Source organism: Moorena producens PAL-8-15-08-1 (assembly GCF_001767235.1).
GTDB lineage: Bacteria > Cyanobacteriota > Cyanobacteriia > Cyanobacteriales > Coleofasciculaceae > Moorena > Moorena producens_A.
Genome location: NZ_CP017599.1, coordinates 7,264,850 through 7,284,990 on the forward strand (window position 1 = coordinate 7,264,850; position 20,141 = coordinate 7,284,990).

A 20,141-nucleotide genomic window follows, 5' to 3' on the forward strand; every position below is an offset into this window, starting at 1 on the left:
CTGAAGAATATCCCATTAACCTTCAGCTGCTCCAATGGTCACCGATTTAACTAATAGGCTAGCTAATCTCGAATCAATAGATGATAACTTACCCACCCCTGGTGATTCAATCGATAGCACAAATGGAGCGTTTAAGGTTAGGCTGCCAGAGGGAATAATTCCTTCAAACACCCAAGATTTATCGGATTGTTCCTGAACCTCTCCATCAATAGCGTTGCCATTTACCTTAACTACCATATCGCTAATAAACCGTTTCTCCACCGCCATCATTCCTGAAACTCGCACTTGCAACGGCTTGATAGTATTAATACCGTCAATAATCACACTACCTACCTTCTCCATCCAGCGAACTGGTGTGCCATTTAATGTATCAGGTGATAACCAACCGATCCCGTTAAGATGCTTATCCATGAGGATGGATAATTGATTGCGTTCCCGCAACGGTTCCCAATCGAGTCGCTCTGTAAATGTAATTCCCTCAAGCAGTAACCCTAAATGACGATTGGACTGATCAACATGATAGGTCTCGGTCTTCAGGGAAAATAAATTGAAGCCTTCAAGTAACGAAATCGGTAGGGTAAATACATTAACTTGATCGATCCCAAAGTGATGCACTGCCACTCGCAATAGTAACTTACCCTGTTGCCAAACTTCAAGGAACTGACCCTGGGAGACGTTACGGCAGGCAATGACTAGCTGACCTTTCCTGGGATTATCGGCAATGATGGCAAACTCTCCCTCTGGCCACAGTAACCACTGGCTGGGACGAAAAAGACCAATTTCTGGCAAGGGTTGTTCTAATGCTCCAAAACCCTGACGGGTATAACCTTGAATACCAACCCCAGAGATAATACTACTGTTGTTTTTGGGAATGCCGCTTTTAATCGCTAGGGGTTGAGTAAGTTTGGGAGAGCCTACTAAAAATTTACTTGCCCTGGAAATTTGGAGCTGATCGACCCAACCGCTTTGGTCTAAGGCCACCATAAAACTGTGATAGCTCGACTGTAAGGAGAAGTGGTTGGCAATATAAATAGCTGCGGTTTTCCCCAACAGGTCTAATGTGTGGGGGTCATAGTATAATTCTTTGATTACCTTAGCTAAGGCTTCTGGGGTTTTTTGGGTCACTACTCGTCCTGACACTCGATTCAAGATCGCTTCTTTGACACCACCTACTCCATAGCCAATGGCTGGTGTGCCACAGGCTGCGGCTTCTATAAAGGTTTGACCAAATGCTTCTTGAAGGGATGGCCCAATAAATACATCGGCAGCGCTGTAGTAACATGCTAGTATAAAGGGGTTATCGATATATCCTGTACTCCAAACATCAAGGTTTTCTGCGATCGCAGAGCCATGACCAAAACTAACCAGTAGGATATTATCGAGATTGGCAATGTCTAGGGCTTTGAGTAAATACTTAACCCCTTTGCGCTGATCCTTTACAGATTGACTACCAGTGAGTATAATAAATTTATCGTGAGGTAAATTTAGCTGGCTGCGACATTCAGCTTGGTCTAAGGGCCTAAAGATGTCTAAATCGATGCCATAGTAAATGCTCTGAAATTTACTTTCGCATTCTTGGAAATTCCGTCGAGGCTGGTGATAGTCAAAGGCATAACGAGCCCAATTAGTGGTCCAGTGACTATCCCCTAGCACTAACACAGATTTATAGCTCCCTAAAAGCCGATGTTTTTTACGAAAAGCGTCGGCTATTTTTTCTGATGCTAAGCTCGGGTACTCATGGCTAGTGGGACATTCGTGATCACATAGGGTGGTGTAATTTTCACAATCCCCTACATAAGCACAGCGTCCGGTAAGTAACCACTGGTCGTGCATCACAAAGATGGTGGGGAAATGACTGGTAAGTATTTCCAAAATGTCCAAGGGATTGGTCATATTGTGGATATTGCCCACTACGACTAAATCCGGATTGAGACTAGCAATTAATTGATAAACCTCTTCTGCTGTGCAGTCTACGGGAGTCAATGACCAGTCTAATGTGCCTGCAACGGGAATTACTTGATGCCCTGCTAAGGCTAAGGATTTGGCAATGCGTTGGTGAGCAATCCCAGCCCCTCCCAGAAATCCGGTATCGTTGAAGCACACAATCCGGAGGCTGCGGCGTTGCCCAGGCTCTTCTGTCGCTTTAGACTTAGGACAGTTGAATTTAGTCCGCAGTGCCTCTGATACCGATAGTAATTCCGGCTCATACTTATCTCTAGTGCTAGTCTTTTGGTTTTCATGGATACGGTATTGAGCTACGGGATAACCAATTACCTGTAAGGTGGCTCCCTTAGCAGCAAATCGCGCCCACAAGTCGTAATCCATACTGTAGAAGAGGGATTCATCTACTGATGCACCACACTTTTCCCAAATGGTGCGGGTAAACATGACTTCTGGCTGATAGAAGAATTTCCCTGTTAACCAATTCCTTTCTACATCTAAAATTTCTTCAAGGGATATCAGTCCATTAGCACAAGATGTCAAGTGTTGCTCTAGGGCTACGCCATCCTTAAACAGTTGACAGACACCGGCTACCACATCAGCACCACTAGTGTGAAACGATAGCGCTACCCTATATAAGGCTCCTGGCGCTAATCGGTCATCACTATTAAGCCAAGTCAAGATTTCCCCAGATGCGATCGCAAATCCTTTGTTCAAGGCTTCACTTTGGCCACTATCCGGTTCACTAACCACATAGGTAAGGTGGTCTCGGTATTGATTAACAATGGTCATGGTTTCATCAGTAGAGCCCCCATCAATTAGGATATGTTCGACATTGGGATAGTGCTGATGAATCACTGATAATATAGTTTCTTCGATAAACTCACCTTGATTCATCGAAGGGGTAACAATCGATATCTTTGGCCAGGGGCTGCCATCGGGGAGAGTTTGGGGGGGATGAAAGGGTTGAAGGAAAACGTGGGGCCACTCAGAGCTATCGTCTTTTGTCTTAAGCTTTTTATTGATTGGTTCAAAGAGCCACCTAGAGCTATCGTCTTTTGTCCTAAGCTCTGAATTATTATCTTCTGAATTATTATCTTCTGAATTATTATCTTCTGAATTACTATATCCGTTTCGTTCTAAGGCTTCCCCTAAATTCTGGTAGACGGAAACATGAAGACTGGGGTCAATATCAATGGCTTGTTCGTAACAGATAATGGCTTCATCCCACTCGCCAATTCTGGCTAAGGCTTCACCGAGATGGCTATAGGCTTTAGCAAAATTCGGGTCAAGTTCGATAGCTTTACGATAGGCTGCGATCGCATCAAGCCACTGTCCTGTTTTTGCTAATGCTTGTCCCAAGTTATAGTAAGACCATGGCCAATCGGATTTCACCTCAATCCCATGACGATAGGCAATAATGGCTTCATCCCATTGCTCCAAGGCTTGTAGAGCATCACCTAAATTTTGATAAGACCAGGGGAAATCTGGCTTGAGTTCAATGGCTTTTCGGAACACATCGGCTGCTTCTTGCCACCGTTCTAACTTAAGCAAGGCATCGCCCATGTTGTTATAAGACCAGGAAAATTCTGGCTGTATGTCAATGGCTCGACGGTAAGCTGTTACTGCTTCTTGCCAGCGTTGCTGCTTAACTAAGGTATCTCCCAAATTATGATGGGCTTGTGCAAGATTCGGTTGCAGTTGAGTGGCTTTGAAATAACAAGGGTAAGCTTCCTCCCATGCTTCCTGGTCTGTGAACAGGTTGCCTAAATAGAAGTAAGCTTTAGCATCTTGGGGATTGTTTTGAACTGCTTGCTGATAAAGGCTTAGCAGCTCTTGCTCTTGTCCTTGCTTTTTTAGCAAATCCCCTAGTCGATGGTAAGCTTCAGACAAATTAGGTTTCAATTCAATTGCCTGACGATAACAGGCTATCCCTTGGGCTAATTTCCCAAGGCTTGTTAAGGTATTACCGAGATTGAAGTGTTCTTCAGCCGATACCGTATTCGGTTCCAATGTCAGAGCTTGATACCAATAATCCGCTGCTGCCTCTGATTGATTGGTTTGAGTTAGAACTTTTGCTAAGTTACGGTAAGCGCCAGCAAAGCTAGGATTAATTGCGATCGCTTTTTGATAACATGCGATCGCATCTGGCCACTGGTGCCGCTGAGCATAAGCACTGCCTAAATTTGCTTGGACTTTAGCTGAATTTGGATTTTGTTGAGCTGCTTTGATAAACGACTCAAGGCTTTGATCTCGTTCTAGATTAGACTCAGAGGCTCTAGAGTTAGGAAGTTGAGGTAGATGATTGCCTTGAGAAAGTCGTGGTGTGCGATCGCGGATTCGGTCTAATGGCTCTCGGTCTAATGGCTCTGGCTTTAATTGCTCTTGGTCTAATCGTTCTGGAGCAGTAGGGATAGGCTTTATGGTTTGATTGCTGGGATTAACGGTGATTTGAGATGGGCTAGGCACAATGGCAACAGTTGACGCTTTTATCGCCCCTCCTCTGTAACGTAATGGTGGATTGATTGACACCTGCTGCTGCTTCTGGTTGTCTACCAATTGAGGCACAATAGCCTGTTTCAGGGCATCAGAGCCGTTAGCTTGATTGTGGGTGTGACCATTTAACTGACCATTTAACTGACCATTTAACTGAGAAGCGGTTAACTGACTATTTATCTGAGAAGCGGTTAACTGAGAACCGGTTCGATAAAATTGGAGTAATTTACGATAGTAAGCATTTGCCTCTTGCCATTTCCCCTGACGATTCAAGGCTTCTGCCAGGTTTTGGTAAGCTACCACCGACTGGGGATTCCGGTCAATTACCTGGCGGTAACAAGCGATCGCTTCTGTAACCAGAGCTTCCTTAAATAACTGATTCCCTAGATTAAGGTAGTCCTCTGGTTTAGCTTTATCCAACTCTAGCATCAGCTGATGATAACAGCATTTAAGGACTTCCTTTTGGTTTCCCAGCTCAGTCCATACTTTAGCCAAGTTGCGATAAGCCCCAGCCAAATCGGGTTTTAGCTTAATCGCCTTTTGATAATAGGCGATCGCATCTTCCCACTTCTGCTGACCAGCATACAAGCTACCGAGATTAGCATAAACTTCGGCAAAATCCGGCTCAATTTCCAAAGCTTGGCCATAGTAACCCATAGCTTGAGTAGTCTGACCCATGAACTGTAGCGCATTTCCCCAAATCTTGTAAGCCTGGGCTGTATCTGGGGCAATTTTAATGGCTCGCTCACAGGCTGCGATCGCCTGTTGCCATTGTCTTTGCTTCAAGTAAGTCTGCGCCTGTTGTAGATAAACCGTAACTGCTTCCAAAAGACCTCCTGACTGATGTTGTTTACAGTGGCGCTCACTAGAGCTAGGAACAGATTGACCTATAGATAATTTTCTTGATTGTGACTGATCCCACTCGATGGTTTCTAGTCCAGCCAATTTAATTGCTTTGCGATAGTAAGCAGTGGCTTGATCGAATTGACCTTGTTGCTTCAACGTTGCTCCTAGACGTTGGTAACCCAGACTCGATTTAGGGTCTAGTTTAATTGCCTGGTGATACTGGGTCACTGCTTCATTTAGTTGACCCTTTGCCCACAGGTAATCCCCATGATTTATACATGATTCCGCTGTTTTCTGTTCTTCTGCTAGGGGGACAGTTCCTAGATTATTGTGCTGATTATTATCTTGATTATTGTTTTGTTCTCTAGATGCTTCTGATGTCGATAACCAGTTAACTAACGCCACAGGGGGGAGATGACCATTATTCCCATGCCAATGGTGATAATGGAGTCGATGGGGAGTGAGCAAGGTATCTTCTGCCATTGAGGACAGCAGGTGATGTTTGGGGGATGGGGCACTAATCAGAAAGTATCGTTTGAGTCGATGGAACATTTCCAAAGGCAACAGAGAACAGTTGATCTGGGAGTCGGGAGTCGGGAGTCGGGAGTCGGGAATCGGGAATCGGGAATCGGGAACAGTAGTCAAGATCTAATTATTAGATATCGCTAGGAATTATATCTAATTTTTATTAAAAAATGGTTTAATCAGTTATAGATTACTCGATTTTGTTAAGGACATTATTGACCAACAAAATTATTAGCAGATCAGTTGTTATTATAGCTGTTATTGGCTTAACAATTAAGCACAGGTTTAACGAAGTTTTACACAACGTTTACAAACGCTTCATACTATAGCTGTCAAAAGAGTTACTTTATTAACAGTCTCTGAGACTTAAATAACCGATGAGAAAAATAGTGGTTGGGGTAATGGGGCCTGGTGACAAGGCCACTGCTACTGACATTAATCTTGCCTATCGTCTCGGTCAACTCATTGCTGATCATGGCTGGGTACTGCTGACCGGTGGCAGAAATGTGGGAGTGATGGATGCTGCCAGTCGGGGAGCCAAAATGGTTGGTGGGTTAACGATTGGGATTTTACCCAGCAACGACACTAGAGCCATGTCTGAAGCCGTGGATATTGCCATCGTTACGGATATGGGCAATGCTCGCAATACGATTAATGTACTCTCTAGTGATGTGGTGATTGCCTGTGGTATGGGCATAGGAACAGCATCGGAAATTGCTCTGGCTCTCAAAAGTTGGAAAAAAGTAGTTTTGTTGAGTGACCATCCAGAGAGTCAACAGTTTTTCTGTAGTCTGTCCCAGGAAAATGTGTTTCTGGCCACGAGTCCAGATGCTGCTATTGAGTTGGTTAAGACTATTTTAAATCAGGATTAGATCTGTTGTAGATATCAGCCAGATGGCAAGTACTGTTAAATTAGCCAGTGGGCTAATTTAACGAACAAGATGCCTTTACCCTGGTTATCGTATCTCGGAAAAAGTGATTTTGGTAGAGCTAGACACAGAGAAAATTTGGCGTACGTTCCGTTCTCCTGTGAGATAATCTCTAATCCAACTACCCAAAACAGTTAAACGATTTGATAAACCGGGAAGATAATATAAATGGATTCCTAACCATAACAGCCAAGCTAAGTAGCCTTTTAAGGAAATTCTGCCAAACAGATAAACAACTCCTGCATTGCGAGCAATAATTGCTGCTGTTCCCTTGTTGAAATAATTAAAAGGTTTGAGAGATAATCCTCTAAGCTGTCGTTTGAGATTATTAGCGACTGCCGTTCCTTGCTGTAAAGCTTCAGGTGCAATCCCTAAAAGTGGTTTGCCGTCTTGCTTAACATAGGCAACATCTCCCACAGCATAGACTTCTGGATGTTCTAATAATTGCAAAGTGGAGCGCACACAAACTTGATCTTTCCTAGCTGTAGCTAACTTTTCAGAGTCTACAGGAAGATTAGCTTTTACTCCTACAGCCCAAATAATAGTGCCTGTTTCAATTATCGAACCCTCTTCTAATTCAATCGCTCCAGGCATGACCGAAGTAACACAAGTGTTCAAATAAATTTGAACTCCCCGACGGCATAGGGCTTGCTCAGTGTAGTATCCTAAATGATAGGGAAAATCAGCAAGCAATCTATTTCCTGAATGAATTAAGATTACTTTTACTTGTTTTAAATCAAGTTCCCGATAGTCTTTAGCTAAGGTATCTGTAATTAACTCAATTAAAGCTCCTGCCAACTCTACCCCTGTCGCACCGCCACCGACAATTGTAAAAGTAAGTAGTTGTTTTCGTGTTTCCTCGTCAGTACAACTAATAGCTTGTTCACAATTACTCAAAATGCGATCCCTTAGGGCTACTGCATCATCAAGAGTTTGCAAGGGATAGGTGTATTTAGGTGCGCCATCTACACCGAGAAACTTAGTTTGACTCCCCGTAGCTATTACCAAATAGTCATAATTAATATTTTTTTTATCAGTTTTAACAATTTTAGCCCTAAAGTCTATTTCTAAAACTTCTGCTTTTAAAAAACTGGTATTAGGAGCGTGTCGCAAGAATTTTCGCAATGGATAGGCTACCGTTTCTGGGGGAATAAAACCAGTAGCTACTTGATAGAGTAAAGGTACAAACGTATGATAGTTGTTGCGGTCTATCAATAAAACCTCTGCATTGACTCTGGCAAAATTTTTGACCGCTCTCAATCCGGCAAAACCAGCCCCGATGATTACTATTTTAGGTTTTTGATATAACATGTTTTTGATATAACATGGTTGTGACTAAAGGTTTTATTTGAGATCTTTATAGCATACCTATAGCAATTCTACGACTTGTGAGCTACAAATTTCTGAGGTGCGACCCGTGGCGAATTTAATTACGGGTCAAGCGCACCTAAGTTTTTAGGGACTTCGGAGCAGGGAGCAGGTAAGAGGAACCCACCCCTAACCCCTCCCAGGAGGGGAAGGGAAGAGGGAAGAGGTAAAAAATAATGTGTACCTCATGAGTCCTAGAAATGCTATATGCTTTTTAGTGCTCATGTCACCCCCTCAGGTTTCTGGCAACAAGTTCAGATTCTGCTATTGAGTTAGTTAAAACTATTGTAAGTCAGGCTTAGATCTGTTTCATACCTAGGCCAGATGACAAGTAGTGTGTCAGTGCAATAGTTTTTATGTGATTAAAAACAGCAGGGACTAAAAATGCGTTCGCGTAGCGTGGCCTACGGCCAATCGCGTAACGGCTCCTTTGGAGCATTGCACTATTTTATGATTTGAAGTTTCCTAGTTTTTTTTGGGAATCCTATGACTTGTGTCAAACTAGTTTAAGTAAGGATTCCATTTGTTTCAGACTTAGGCTAGATGACAAAAAAAACACAATAAAAATAATAAATATTTAATTAGTATTTTTTTGAAAATCAACCACTATTTTCATGGAAATCACGGAAGTAAAACTTATAGTTCAGTTCTATATTGGTTGAAATAAGTCCCTTGGCTATCGCTAACTCATTTTCCTATTGATAGGGAAAACTAAAGAAAGGAGTGTAACGGTTTCGGACAATGCTCAAATTTAAATCTCTAGGCTTATCCATTCTTGCCGCATCAGTTGTTTTACAAACTCAAGCACTTGCCTCTGTGCCCGAGTTTGTAGTCAAGGATTTTACTGACTTTTATTTTTGGCAGGTTAATCCAGAAATGTCAAACAATAGTCTTAAGTCTGACCAAACACAGTACAACCAAGAGTGGTTAGCTATTAAAGAAACTTTGAAAGACAGGATTATCTGGAGAAAATTACCTAGCTGTGATAGTTATGCTCAGCATGAAAACCATGCTGATGATCTAAACTATAGTTATTTCGTAAATGATAACCAGGAAACAATTACAGCATTAATCAATGCAGTGTTCTATGCTCGTCACCCTGAGTTAAAAGGTCGTAAGATTAAACCAAGTGAAACCCACCTAATTCGAGAGTGGAACTTGATCAAGCAGAGTGTTTCATCCTATAGTTGGTGTTAGTTATAGCGGTTTGCAATTCAGTCAGGTACAAATATCTAGGTTTTAGGGAGCAGGGAGCAGGGAGCAGGGAGCAGGGAAGAAAGAGAAAATCCTGTGTACTTGATAGTTATGCAAACCGCCGTAGCTGGCGTTGCTTAATAATGGAATGAATTGAAAAGCTTTGTGGAATAGGCATCTTGCCTGTTCCTATTTTGGTGTTGCTTAATATTCAAAAATTTAGCAACGCCAAACATTTGTAACAAAAGTTTTTAAAATATGCTATAATTAAAGGTTTTATATGCTATAATAAAACCATGCCATGAACGCTAAAACGTTCCATGGTAAGAGCCAGCCGACAGATTCTCCAAGGTCCCAAGGCTGGCTCTAGATCCCTCATCAAAAGAGACAAGATTCATTATGACTTACTACCACCGCCTACATCCGTGGGCTGTTGTTCGGCTATTGCCGCAGATGCAACGGGTCGTTGTTGCTCGATTCCGCAATCGGTCGGATGCAGAAGGGCACTTAAAGGCTCTGAAACGGTTGATGCCGGATGGTGAATTTGTGATTGTATTTGATGTTGGCAATGATTCTATCGGTGAAGAATCTAGGGATGAGCGGGAATAGAGAATAGTTGGAGGTTGCGGCAGGAAACGGGCAAGATGCCCGTTCCACCAAGATGCCCGTTCCACCAAGATGCCCGTTCCACCAAGATGCCCGTTCCACCAAGATGGCAATTCCATCCACCGGGTCAAACAGCTTTTGAGGAGATGCACCCGGATTGCAAGTAGTGTGTCAGTGCAATAGTTTTTTTTGGAATCATACTTGGTTTCCCAGCAGGGAATAAAAATCCGTTCGCGTAGTAAATTTTGCGTAGGGTGCGTTAGGGGTGGGCTCGCCCTGATTTTCTACCTCTTCGCCACCATTGAAATAGCCCACCCCGTAACGCACCACCGAGTCAAACAGCTTTAATGAGATGCACCCACCCCTACTCCCTTGCCTATACTTAATTATAATTATTAAGTTGTTGTGCATTTAAATTAGATATTATTCCGTTATAAAACCCCGCCTAGTCAATCACAGCAAGAGAGTCAAGCTTTAGTAACTTTTAATTAAAACTATCTTGACAAATAGTTTTATATATGCGGTAAATAACCGGATCCTTTATAATGCTAATCACAGCAAGAGATTCAAGGTTTAGTAACTTTTAATTAAAACTATCTTGACAAATAGTTTTATATATGCCGTAAATAACCGGATCCTTTATAATGCTAATCACAGCAAGAGATTCAAGGTTTATAAATTATTAATGAATAAGGTATTGACAAATAGTTAGTTTACTTGGTAAAGACTCTTTATGCAGAAAAAAAGTCAACAATTGTAAACAATAAGTGCTGAGAAAAAAAAAGTCTGGTAATCTAATTATGGTGGACGTGTTGATTAAATAAATTGACAACCACTAAACTGTTAACCGTAAAGGATGATTCGATATGCAAAATCAAGAATCCAATACTCAAGTCAAGCCATTCTTCGCTCACTTCCTAGAAGAGCAACAAGCGGCTGCTGACCAATCTGAAGCTGCTGGTCCGGAAACCCGGAAGTATCCTTCTGATTGGGAAGACGGTCCTGAAACTAGGAAGTATCCTTCCGATTGGGAAGATGGTTAATAAAGATTAAGAGGTTATTTTGAAGAGGTAGCACCCTCAACAAAGGACTGAATAATCTATCGGTAGTGGTCGTGTTTAGTAAAAAAAAATCACGACCACTTACTTAATCTAATTAAAATCATAAAAATCTAACGATTGCGCTTTCCCAATGGAAAAGAAAAAGTTTTATGTCTTCGTCCGGTGACTTAATTTTATTACTTACGCACAGTGGTGACTTTTTCACAATAGATCGAGTAGCAGAAGCCTTGTCAAAAAAAGGGGCGCGACCATTTCGCTTCGACACAGATAAGTTTCCCTTAGAGGTGCAACTCAGGGCACAGTTTGATCAATCCCAGAGCAGCTATAGGCTAAAATATGGCACTGAAGTGATCAGTAGCGAGGACGTAAAAGCAGTTTGGATGCGCCGTATTTGGCAACCTAACCTAGGTGAAAATCTTGATCCCCAGTTCCAAGAAAGTTGTATCCGGGAATCATCAGCAACATTATCAGGACTTTGGGATAGTCTCAGAGGAGTGCGATGGATTGATGATTTAGCAAAAGCCGGAGCTGCCAACAATAAGCAGCGGCAATTGCGGGTAGCCTCTGAGGTAGGTCTTGTGATTCCTAAGACTTTAATCACCAATGATCCAGAAGCTGTAAGGGAGTTTTTCCAACAAGTTAAGGGGAAAATGGTAACAAAGCTGTTAAAGGCTTTATCCTACAGTATGGAATATACTCCTTTTTTCCTTTATACCAGTATTGTTAAAGAAGACGATTTGCTGGATGCTGAATCCCTGCGCTATTGTCCGATGGTGTTTCAAGAGCAAATTCCTAAGCAGTTGGAACTGCGAGTGATATTTGTTCAGGGGAAGGTATTTGTAGGAGCGCTAGATTCGTCTATTTATGAAAAATCCACAGTTGATTGGCGTCGCCCTAATACTGACGTAGGAGTATGGCAACACCACGAGCTTCCTGATGAAATCGTGGCTCGAATAAAAGCCTTGATGGATAACTTTGGCTTACTGTATGGAGCTTTAGATTTTATCGTGACACCCTCAGGAGACTATGTGTTTTTAGAAGTTAACCCCGGAGGGGAATGGGGGATGCTGGAGCGAGATTTGGAACTCCCCATTTCTAATGCGATCGCAGAAGCTCTGATTTCCTAAAAGCTATGAGGTACAGTCCTTTTTGACTAGGGATCCCCCCTAACCCCCCTTAATAAGGGGGGAATATGATTCCATTAAAACCCTCTTTACTTTTGCCTTTTGCCTTTTGCCTTTTGCCTTAAAAAGCATTAACACCGAACATCGAACAGATCCCTAGACATGACAGTATTAATCATTACATTTAGCCAAGACAACGAGAGTATTCCTCTAGTTATCAAAGCCATTGAAGCTCAAGGAGGAAAAGCATTTCGTTTTGATACCGATAGATATCCCACCGAAGTGCAGCTAGATATTTACGAGGGCAATTCTCAGGGAGTAATTATTACGGATGGGGAACAGAAGCTAGATTTGAGTGAAGTGTCCTCGGTTTGGTATCGACGGATGCGCTATGGGAAAAAAATTCCCGACACCATGGATCAGCAGTATCGAAACGCTGCAATTCAGGAATGTCGCGTCACGGTTAGGGGTATGATTGCCAGCATCAAGGCATTCCACTTCGACAAAATGTCTAATGTTGATGTCGCTAACAATAAGCAACTACAGCTCCAAGTGGCACGAGAGGTGGGCTTGATTACGCCCCGTACCCTGAGTACTAACAATCCAGAGGCAGTGAAGCAATTTGCTTCTGAATGTCAAGACCAGGGTATCGTTACCAAAATGCTATCTTCCTTTGCTATCTATGGAGAGCAAGGGCAAGAACAGGTTGTTTTCACGAACCCAGTCACAGCGGAGGATTTAGAGCATGTGGAAGGACTGCGTTTCTGTCCGATGACGTTTCAGGAAAAAGTGCCCAAGGCTCTAGAATTACGAACCACGATCGTGGGACACCGTATATTTACTGCTGCCGTGGATTCCCAGAGCTTAGAAGGCTCTACTTTCGACTGGCGCAAGGAAGGCCGAGCGTTAGTTAAGTCTTGGAAAGCCTATGATTTACCCGAAGATATTGAGAAAAAGTTGCTTAAACTGATGGCTTATTTTGGTTTAAACTATGGAGCCATTGATATTATTCTTACCCCTGATGGTCGGTATGTATTCCTGGAAGTTAACCCCGTTGGGGAATTTTTCTGGTTGGAGACGTTTTCCCCCCACTTCCCCATTTCTCAAGCTATTGCTGAAATTCTCCTCACCCATGGGTCATAATGAAAGCTGATCAAATCCCTCAAGTTACTAATGATGAAGCAGAAAAGTTACAAGAAGAATTAGATAATAATCTAGAAAAATCTGAAGAAAAGCTAGATAATGTTCAAGATACAGATACAGATAATAAGACAGATAATGAAATAGAAAAAGTACCGGAAGAACTAGAGACGCATTTATACCGGCGTCTATTTGACTATGGTTGGCAGCATAAAGCACCATTTCTATTCGCGATCGCATTAACTATCTGTGCTTCATTTATCAACTTCTTTATTCCCCAGGTTAATCGCTATGTTATAGATGTAGTGATTCCCGAAAAACAATTTAATATGCTGCCTTGGGTAGGAGTAATTATCCTATCTATGACTTTAGCAGCCGGTGCTTTGCTATTTTTTCAACTCTATGCAATCAAAGTATTCGGACAAAAAACCATTGAGAGCATTCGCCTAGATTTATATCAACATATTCAAGGTCTATCCATTAGTTTTTTTGAAGGCCAACGCACGGGCGAATTAATGTCACGGTTGGCAAGGGATGTGGATATAGTCGGGCAATTACTGTCTGCTAATTTAATTGCTATATTAATCGATAGTTTTGCGTTTATTGTCGTTTTTATCTATATACTTGTCAGTAACTGGCTGCTGGCAATCATGATTGCCCTTACCTGGCCTTTCATCATTTATATTTTACAATTTTCTCAGAAAAGACTACAAAAAATCTATCAATCGGTTAATGATCAAGCTGATTTAATTAGTAACCACTTACAAGATACTATCTCGAATATCAAAATTATCAAGTCTTTTGGTAACGAGCAGTATGAAATTGACCGATTTACTGAATTTAGTCGTAACTATCGGGAAGAAAATCTTAAGGCGACTCGATTTTGGTCTATATTCGTACCGATTATTAATACCCTTAATGAACTGGGAAATTTACTTACATTAGTTTTCGGTGCTTGGGGAGTGATGGTTAGCCATCTGACTATTGGGGAATTAGCAGCCCTGTTAACCTATGTCACTCTTTTAAATAAACCGATTAATCGGTTTAATGGATTAGTCAATATTATCCAAAGTTCAGGAGTATCAGCCAAAAGAATTTTTCAGATTTTAGATACCAAAGTAGAGGTGAAAGAGAAGGAAAATGCGATTAACTTGACCTCGATACAGGGCAATCTCAAATTTGAAGAGATGGAGTTTGCTTATCACAACAATCAGTCAGTGATCAGAAACTTCAATTTAGACATTCAACCGGGGATGTCAGTGGCGTTAGTAGGTTCTTCCGGTTCGGGAAAAAGCACTGTTGCTAAAATAGCCGCTCGGTTTTACGATCCCCAAAAGGGACGAGTATTACTTGATGGACATGATCTACAAGATATTAGTTTAAGTTCCTTGCGATCGCATATTGGCATCGTGCCCCAAGAAACCTTACTGCTCTACGGCACAGTAAGAGAGAATATAGCTTACGGTAAGCTAGATGCCACAGATATCGAAATTGAAGCAGCAGCAAAAGCTGCCAATGCCCATGATTTTATTATGGATTTCCCTGATGGTTATCAATCCATTATTGGTGAGCAGGGTGTGAAACTCTCAGGAGGGCAGCGACAACGGATTGCGATCGCCCGAGTTTTGCTCAAAAATCCCCAAATTGTTATTTTAGATGAAGCAACGTCGGCTCTAGATTCTGAATCAGAACAACTGATTCAAGAGTCTATTAAACAGCTTTTTAAAGGACGCACTAGCTTAGTGATTGCTCATCGACTCTCCACTATTGCTGATGTTGATTTAATTGTGGTCCTGGAAAAAGGTGAGATTGTGGAAACTGGAACCCATACGGAATTAATTGCTCAAGGGGGAAGGTATGCTTATCTCTATGAACTGCAATTTGTGAAGTCAGGAAATTAAGTAGGAAAACTGCAAAAAAGGTGACCGGGTGTACGGTAGCTCTGTGAAAGACAACACAAGCGCTAGGACTTTCTTCCCATAAACACCTCCAGTAGCGTGGGCATAGCCCATTAGCTGACTGCTGACTGCTGATAGCTGACTGCTTATAGCTGAATTATTACTATGATAGTGATGCTCCTAGAGACGATATCACACTACTGTAATCAATGCCCACGCTATTGAAATTGGCAATAATTGCCGCCCATTTATTGGTTTATCTGGTTGCTGCGGTTAACATCTGGATTTTTTCTTATTGGAGTCAATTCTATACTTCTGTTGTCAAGGTGCGATCGCTACCACTGATCTACTGTGGCTACGCTTGTTTTGCGATCGCTAACTCCTACGAAATTGCTGAACATATCGGGGATGACTGGATTTATGTCAGCCAATTTTCTGATCTCAATCGGCTATTCTATACCTTCATTACTGCTGGCATGTGCTTGATTGCCCTGGGGCTAAAAAAATCCCGCTTTCTGGATTTGATATTGGTTGCCAGCATGGTTGCTGTCCCCCTACTTTATGGTGTTCAAGAGGGCAAAGGATTAATGCAGTTAGTGCAATTAGTGCCTTCGATAATTTTTGTCTATAACTGGTACGTAGTTATGAGGGACTGGCGAGTTTTTCTATTCCCATTATTCGCAAATCTGATTGCCGTTGGTTTTGGTATTGCCCTGATTGTTACCGGAGAGCAGGCGCTTCATCTGTTCGTCGGTTCTGCTTCAGCGATTGGCTTACTAATTCTTGGGCGAGTTGCGTGGGTAAAACCAAAAAGACATTCCAAGGGATAACTTTGGGATGTTAAATAAAACGATTAAAAAAAACGACTGGTTACTTTACCAATAATGTGCTGAGAATCCACTAAACCAAAAGAGCGGCTATCGGTACTTTCTAATCGGTTGTCTCCTTTAAGGAAACAACGTCCATCTTCCAGCACCAAAGTTACCCGTTTCACCAATCGCAACTGATTTTGGTAAGGGTGTCTAGCAACAACAATATCACCAACCTTGGGCGGAATCTGCCGATAAGCTCTCGGATCAATTAAGATTTCCTCTCCTGGTTTGAGCAGGGGAGTCATGGATACTCCTGTAACTCTGAAGCGTAACCGTTTTCGCAATATCCACAGTGCTAGCTCAGGAATACTGTTTTTGGTAAAAAGCATTTGAATTAAGAATGTAGAATTAAGAATTAAGAATTAAGAATTAAGAATTAAGAACTAAGAACTAACAATTCTACATTCTACATTCTACATTCTACATTCTACATTCTGCCTTCTGGCTTCTGCCTTCTGGCTTCTGCCTTCATAATTCTACATTCTTAATTCACCATTCTTAATTCACCATTCTGAGGTTTAGCTAGCCTTATACCAGACAATATCGCGATTCTTGGTTGCCCAGAACATCTTGTGGATATTCTCTACTGCATCGAGTAGCTCATTGGCGTGCTCAAGGCTAACTTCCACCTTGCAGGCAGAGCATAACTTTGCAGCTTTCCAGAAGGTATCGTGTAGGTCTGGGAACTGCTCCAAGTGTACTGGCTTGAAATAGTCTGTCCACAGGATCAGTATTTCCTCTTTGGTCTTCTGAGCCTGCTCTTCCTTAATAGCAATGAACCGGGATAGGGTATTTTGGTAAGCAACTACTGCCGCTGGATCATTACTCGCTGGCTGAAGATCAAGGATCTTCTTGGTCATGGAGAGTACTGCCTCAGCGGTGATACGTGCAGCAGCTGGGTCATAAACACCGCAAGGTCCATCGCAGTGGGCATGGACTTCTGGAGCAGGGAACCAGTCTTTGAGCTGGGCAATAACTTTTTTCAACATATTTTTTAGAGTTCGCTTGTGGTCAGAGCACGTGCTAAATATCGGTAAGGGAGGAATAGCCCCAGGATAGCCAATGGCTATTTAGGGTTTGTGACATTAGTTAACTAACGTAGTTAGCCCAATCTATTCCATCCCCCCCCTACCCATAGTAAGTTATACCAAGTTGTGTTCTAAAGCGATAGTCGATTTGAAGATAGGGAGTCGGGAATCGGGAGTCGGGAATCGGGAGTCGGGAAACAGAGGGAGGTGTAGGAGGTGTGGGAGGTGTGGGGAGATGGGGAGATGGGGAGATGGGGAGATGGGGAGATCTTATAGAGTTTTGCGTTCGCGTAGCGTGGCCTACGGCCAATCGCGTAGCGGCTCTAAAGGAGCATCGCACTGACTTCACTGAGTTTTAAAAGTATTACATTGTACCATATAACTATCCTAAATAAAAATAATTTTACAGTTATTAACATTTTGTGTTACCTTAATTAAAAAATTAGACAAATTTCAAGTTAAATTCATGAATAGTAAAGAGTTAGCGCAATATATAGAAGCTACTGACGGCATCTCCAAACCCTGGTTACTTGTGCAACTGCGCCTGAAGAAGCTTCAGGAGCGGCGCGCCACCCTATCATCGGAAGCTTATATCAGAGAACTAGAAGATATTCACCAGGATTTGATGAATTTAGGTCAGTGGTGGGTCGGTAGAGAAGACGAAGTGTTTAATCCTTGAGGTTCGTTTAACGCTACAATCTGGAAGACTATTCTCTCGTTGCGACAAAACAGCCTGATCAAGTGGGTTAACTCTGAGGATCATGGGTAAAGCTAAAAAGAATAAGTCTGAATTTGAACAGACCACAGTTGAGCTCAAAAAGAATACGTCTGAATTTAAACAGACCACAGAACAGAACACAATTGAGCTTAATCTGAGTGACCCTGACTATTACTTCAATCGAGAACTGAGCTGGTTGGAGTTCAATAACCGAGTATTACATGAAGCAACGGACCCCCGAACACCTCTGTTAGAGCGTCTGAAGTTCATGGCCATCTTTAGCTCGAACCTTGATGAATTCTTTATGGTGCGGGTGGCTGGTTTAAAACAACAGGTGGAAGCACAAGTTAGTAAACGGACAGCCGATGGTCGCACACCCAGTGAACAACTCGATGCCATCAGAGTGCGGCTGTTACCGATGGTAACTCAACAGCATCAACACTGTGAGCAGGAACTGCGACCCCTGCTAGCTAAAGCAGGGATTTACATTCTCGACTACGTGGACTTGAACCAGGAACAGCGGAATTACCTGGCAAAATATTATTCCGAGCAAATTTTTCCAGTTCTGACCCCCCTCGCTGTTGACCCCAGCCATCCCTTTCCTTACATATCCAATCTCAGTCTGAATCTGGCGGTAGTGGTCAAAGACCCGGAAACGGGAGCAGAATTGTTTGCTCGGGTGAAAGTTCCTCGAGTCTTAAAGCGCTTTGTACCCCTCCCGGAAACATTGCAGCAACAAGAGAAGGGACAAACTACTACTTGGACTGGTGTTCCTCTCGAACAAATTATTGCCCATAATGTGGAGTCTCTGTTTCCAGGGATGAAGATTCAGGAGTGTCATCCCTTCCGAATTACCCGCAATGCTGATTTGACAGTAGAGGAGTACGAAGCAGATGACCTGCTGATAGCGATTGAAGAGGAACTACGGAAACGACGGTTTGGACGTTCTGCCGTGCGCATGGAAATTCCTGTGACCACCTCCAAGTTAGTAAAGCACACGCTGATGCGAGACCTGGAACTTGAAGAAACCGATGTCTATGAATTTGAAGGTCTGTTGGCACTGGGTGACTTGATGTCCTTGATGGCATTGCCACGGCCAGAATTGAAAGACCCTGTGTGGGAACCAGTGGTGCCCCGACGCCTGCGCTTTCCTATCGGGGAAGAGAATGTGGAAGATATCTTCAGCGTGATTCGCAGTAGGGATTTGCTGGTACACCATCCTTATCATTCCTTTGGCGCAACGGTAGAGCGCTTTATTACCCAGGCCGCTCAAGATCCAGATGTCTTAGCCATCAAAATGACCTTATATCGCACATCTGGTGACTCACCCATTATCGATGCCTTGATTAGAGCAGCAGAAAATGGTGACCAAGTGTCGGTACTCATAGAACTAAAGGCTCGTTTTGATGAAGAAAATAATATCGTCTGGGCAAGGAAGTTAGAACAGGCTGGAGTCCATGTAGTCTATGGTTTGGTGGGTTTAAAAACTCACACTAAAATTGTGCTGGTGGTGCGTCGGGAGGGAGATAAAATTCGTCGGTATGTTCACATTGGAACAGGGAATTATAATCCTAAGACTTCCAAACTCTATACTGATTTAGGACTATTGAGTTGCCGTGATGATTTAGGAGCAGATTTGACGGATTTGTTTAATTCTTTGACCGGTTACTCACGGCAAAAGTCTTATCGAAAGTTGTTGGTCGCACCATTTAGTTTACGCGATCGCATGATCGAAATGATTCAGCGGGAGATTGAACATTGCCGCAACGGGGCAACAGGTCGTATTGTTGCCAAAATGAATTCCCTACTAGACCCCAAGATTATTGCCGCCCTCTACAACGCCTCACAAGCTGGTGTAAAAATTGACTTGATTGTGCGGGGCATTTGTGGTCTGCGTCCTGGTCTTAAAGGAGTCAGTGAAAATATCCGTGTGGTGAGTGTCGTGGGTCGTTTTTTAGAACACTCACGGATTTTTTACTTCCAAAATCAGGGTCAAGAGGAAGTCTATATTGGCAGTGCGGACTGGATGCGTCGTAATTTGGATCGACGGGTAGAAGCAGTGACACCAGTGGAAGACCCAGAGATTACCAAAGATTTGGAAGAAATCCTGGCAATTATGTTAGCAGATAACCGTCAAGCTTGGGATTTACAGCCTGATGGCACCTATATTCAACGACAGCCCGCTCAAGGGGTTAAAGAAGAATCGGCTCATCAGATTTTGATGGAGATGGCGTTGCAATCGTCAGGGATGGGATAGTGGGAGAATTAATACCAAAGGGAACAGGGAACAGCGGATCTGGGAACAGCGGATCTGGGAGTAGGGAGTAGGGAGTAGCGATGCAGCGCGGTCTTGGGGAGGCAGCGCCGCCAAAGGGGGTTCCCCCGGAGACGAAAC

At 42.8% G+C, this 20,141-nt stretch carries 18 protein-coding genes; 11 read left to right on the top strand and 7 right to left on the bottom strand.

The window, feature by feature from the left end; all coding sequences use genetic code 11:
* Window positions 1-15: 15 nt before the first annotated feature.
* Window positions 16-5,928, bottom strand: a complete 5,913-nt coding sequence (locus tag BJP34_RS26675; RefSeq protein WP_158517494.1) for a tetratricopeptide repeat protein — start codon at window positions 5,926-5,928, stop codon at window positions 16-18.
* Between the two features lie 257 nt (window positions 5,929-6,185).
* Between BJP34_RS26675 and BJP34_RS26680 the strand changes: the two genes are divergently transcribed.
* Window positions 6,186-6,680, top strand: coding sequence for a TIGR00725 family protein (locus BJP34_RS26680; RefSeq protein WP_070394956.1), 495 nt, complete (start codon window positions 6,186-6,188; stop codon window positions 6,678-6,680).
* 84 nt (window positions 6,681-6,764) lie between these two features.
* Here BJP34_RS26680 and BJP34_RS26685 read toward each other — a convergent pair whose 3' ends face one another.
* Complete coding sequence (locus BJP34_RS26685; protein WP_070394957.1) at window positions 6,765-8,048, bottom strand: NAD(P)/FAD-dependent oxidoreductase; 1,284 nt, start codon at window positions 8,046-8,048, stop codon at window positions 6,765-6,767.
* Between the two features lie 798 nt (window positions 8,049-8,846).
* Here BJP34_RS26685 and BJP34_RS26690 point away from each other — a divergent pair.
* From BJP34_RS26690 to BJP34_RS49535, 3 genes are all read left to right on the top strand, one after another.
* Entirely contained in the window at window positions 8,847-9,302 is a 456-nt protein-coding gene (locus BJP34_RS26690) for a hypothetical protein (RefSeq protein ID WP_070394958.1), read from the top strand.
* Between the two features lie 396 nt (window positions 9,303-9,698).
* Entirely contained in the window at window positions 9,699-9,908 is a 210-nt protein-coding gene (locus BJP34_RS26695; protein ID WP_070394959.1) for a hypothetical protein, read from the top strand.
* A gap of 35 nt (window positions 9,909-9,943) precedes the next feature.
* Window positions 9,944-10,072, top strand: a complete 129-nt coding sequence (locus BJP34_RS49535) for a hypothetical protein (protein WP_267876391.1) — start codon at window positions 9,944-9,946, stop codon at window positions 10,070-10,072.
* A 28-nt stretch (window positions 10,073-10,100) separates the two neighbouring features.
* Here the strand turns inward: BJP34_RS49535 and BJP34_RS26700 are convergent, their stop codons facing one another.
* Window positions 10,101-10,316 (bottom strand): hypothetical protein, encoded by a 216-nt coding sequence (locus BJP34_RS26700; protein WP_070394960.1) that lies wholly within the window; start codon window positions 10,314-10,316, stop codon window positions 10,101-10,103.
* A gap of 455 nt (window positions 10,317-10,771) precedes the next feature.
* Here BJP34_RS26700 and BJP34_RS37620 point away from each other — a divergent pair, with 455 nt between their 5' ends.
* The 5 genes from BJP34_RS37620 (at window position 10,772) to BJP34_RS26720 (ending at window position 15,958) form a co-directional block, all read left to right on the top strand.
* Window positions 10,772-10,948 (top strand): microviridin/marinostatin family tricyclic proteinase inhibitor, encoded by a 177-nt coding sequence (locus BJP34_RS37620; protein ID WP_083305358.1) that lies wholly within the window; start codon window positions 10,772-10,774, stop codon window positions 10,946-10,948.
* A 167-nt stretch (window positions 10,949-11,115) separates the two neighbouring features.
* Window positions 11,116-12,093 carry an MvdC family ATP-grasp ribosomal peptide maturase gene (locus tag BJP34_RS26705; protein ID WP_070394961.1) on the top strand — a complete coding sequence of 326 codons (978 nt, stop codon included), beginning with the start codon at window positions 11,116-11,118 and terminating at the stop codon, window positions 12,091-12,093.
* Window positions 12,094-12,252: 159 nt separating this feature from the next.
* Window positions 12,253-13,233, top strand: coding sequence for an MvdD family ATP-grasp ribosomal peptide maturase (locus BJP34_RS26710; RefSeq protein WP_070394962.1), 981 nt, complete (start codon window positions 12,253-12,255; stop codon window positions 13,231-13,233).
* Window positions 13,233-15,131: an ABC transporter ATP-binding protein gene (locus BJP34_RS26715; RefSeq protein WP_070394963.1), complete on the top strand. Its 1,899-nt coding sequence runs from the start codon at window positions 13,233-13,235 to the stop codon at window positions 15,129-15,131. The genes BJP34_RS26710 and BJP34_RS26715 overlap by 1 nt, the downstream gene beginning before the upstream one ends.
* A 206-nt stretch (window positions 15,132-15,337) precedes the next feature.
* Window positions 15,338-15,958: a hypothetical protein gene (locus tag BJP34_RS26720; RefSeq protein ID WP_070394964.1), complete on the top strand. Its 621-nt coding sequence runs from the start codon at window positions 15,338-15,340 to the stop codon at window positions 15,956-15,958.
* A 23-nt stretch (window positions 15,959-15,981) separates the two neighbouring features.
* Here the strand turns inward: BJP34_RS26720 and sodX are convergent, their stop codons facing one another.
* From sodX to BJP34_RS41020, 3 genes are all read right to left on the bottom strand, one after another.
* A complete protein-coding gene (sodX, locus tag BJP34_RS26725) occupies window positions 15,982-16,329 on the bottom strand; it encodes a nickel-type superoxide dismutase maturation protease (RefSeq protein ID WP_083305359.1) in 348 nt (115 codons plus the stop codon).
* 189 nt (window positions 16,330-16,518) lie between these two features.
* Window positions 16,519-16,989: a superoxide dismutase, Ni gene (gene sodN, locus BJP34_RS26730; RefSeq protein WP_070394966.1), complete on the bottom strand. Its 471-nt coding sequence runs from the start codon at window positions 16,987-16,989 to the stop codon at window positions 16,519-16,521.
* 139 nt (window positions 16,990-17,128) lie between these two features.
* On the bottom strand, window positions 17,129-17,377 hold the full coding sequence (locus tag BJP34_RS41020) for a hypothetical protein (protein ID WP_149031204.1): 249 nt from the start codon (window positions 17,375-17,377) through the stop codon (window positions 17,129-17,131).
* A gap of 117 nt (window positions 17,378-17,494) precedes the next feature.
* Here BJP34_RS41020 and BJP34_RS26735 point away from each other — a divergent pair, with 117 nt between their 5' ends.
* Together BJP34_RS26735 and BJP34_RS26740 are read left to right on the top strand one after the other, a co-directional pair.
* Complete coding sequence (locus BJP34_RS26735) at window positions 17,495-17,707, top strand: hypothetical protein (protein ID WP_008181887.1); 213 nt, start codon at window positions 17,495-17,497, stop codon at window positions 17,705-17,707.
* Window positions 17,708-17,789: 82 nt separating this feature from the next.
* Window positions 17,790-20,003 (top strand): RNA degradosome polyphosphate kinase, encoded by a 2,214-nt coding sequence (locus BJP34_RS26740; protein ID WP_083305360.1) that lies wholly within the window; start codon window positions 17,790-17,792, stop codon window positions 20,001-20,003.
* On the opposite strand, the gene BJP34_RS49540 is transcribed toward BJP34_RS26740, so the two are convergent.
* Window positions 19,989-20,117, bottom strand: a complete 129-nt coding sequence (locus tag BJP34_RS49540; protein WP_267876392.1) for a hypothetical protein — start codon at window positions 20,115-20,117, stop codon at window positions 19,989-19,991. The genes BJP34_RS26740 and BJP34_RS49540 overlap by 15 nt on opposite strands.
* Between the last annotated feature and the right edge of the window lie 24 nt (window positions 20,118-20,141).

What these genes read in the sequence shown, in the direction of transcription:
- BJP34_RS26680 (WP_070394956.1), top strand. Translation starts at nt 6,186, where the DNA reads ATGAGAAAAATAGTGGTTGGGGTAATGGGGCCTGGTGACAAGGCCACT.
- BJP34_RS26685 (WP_070394957.1), bottom strand. Translation starts at nt 8,048, where the DNA reads ATGTTATATCAAAAACCTAAAATAGTAATCATCGGGGCTGGTTTTGCC.
- BJP34_RS26690 (WP_070394958.1), top strand. Translation starts at nt 8,847, where the DNA reads ATGCTCAAATTTAAATCTCTAGGCTTATCCATTCTTGCCGCATCAGTT.
- BJP34_RS26695 (WP_070394959.1), top strand. Translation starts at nt 9,699, where the DNA reads ATGACTTACTACCACCGCCTACATCCGTGGGCTGTTGTTCGGCTATTG.
- BJP34_RS49535 (WP_267876391.1), top strand. Translation starts at nt 9,944, where the DNA reads ATGCCCGTTCCACCAAGATGCCCGTTCCACCAAGATGCCCGTTCCACC.
- BJP34_RS26700 (WP_070394960.1), bottom strand. Translation starts at nt 10,316, where the DNA reads ATGCACAACAACTTAATAATTATAATTAAGTATAGGCAAGGGAGTAGG.
- BJP34_RS37620 (WP_083305358.1), top strand. Translation starts at nt 10,772, where the DNA reads ATGCAAAATCAAGAATCCAATACTCAAGTCAAGCCATTCTTCGCTCAC.
- BJP34_RS26705 (WP_070394961.1), top strand. Translation starts at nt 11,116, where the DNA reads ATGTCTTCGTCCGGTGACTTAATTTTATTACTTACGCACAGTGGTGAC.
- BJP34_RS26710 (WP_070394962.1), top strand. Translation starts at nt 12,253, where the DNA reads ATGACAGTATTAATCATTACATTTAGCCAAGACAACGAGAGTATTCCT.
- BJP34_RS26715 (WP_070394963.1), top strand. Translation starts at nt 13,233, where the DNA reads ATGAAAGCTGATCAAATCCCTCAAGTTACTAATGATGAAGCAGAAAAG.
- BJP34_RS26720 (WP_070394964.1), top strand. Translation starts at nt 15,338, where the DNA reads ATGCCCACGCTATTGAAATTGGCAATAATTGCCGCCCATTTATTGGTT.
- sodX (WP_083305359.1), bottom strand. Translation starts at nt 16,329, where the DNA reads ATGCTTTTTACCAAAAACAGTATTCCTGAGCTAGCACTGTGGATATTG.
- sodN (WP_070394966.1), bottom strand. Translation starts at nt 16,989, where the DNA reads ATGTTGAAAAAAGTTATTGCCCAGCTCAAAGACTGGTTCCCTGCTCCA.
- BJP34_RS26735 (WP_008181887.1), top strand. Translation starts at nt 17,495, where the DNA reads ATGAATAGTAAAGAGTTAGCGCAATATATAGAAGCTACTGACGGCATC.
- BJP34_RS26740 (WP_083305360.1), top strand. Translation starts at nt 17,790, where the DNA reads ATGGGTAAAGCTAAAAAGAATAAGTCTGAATTTGAACAGACCACAGTT.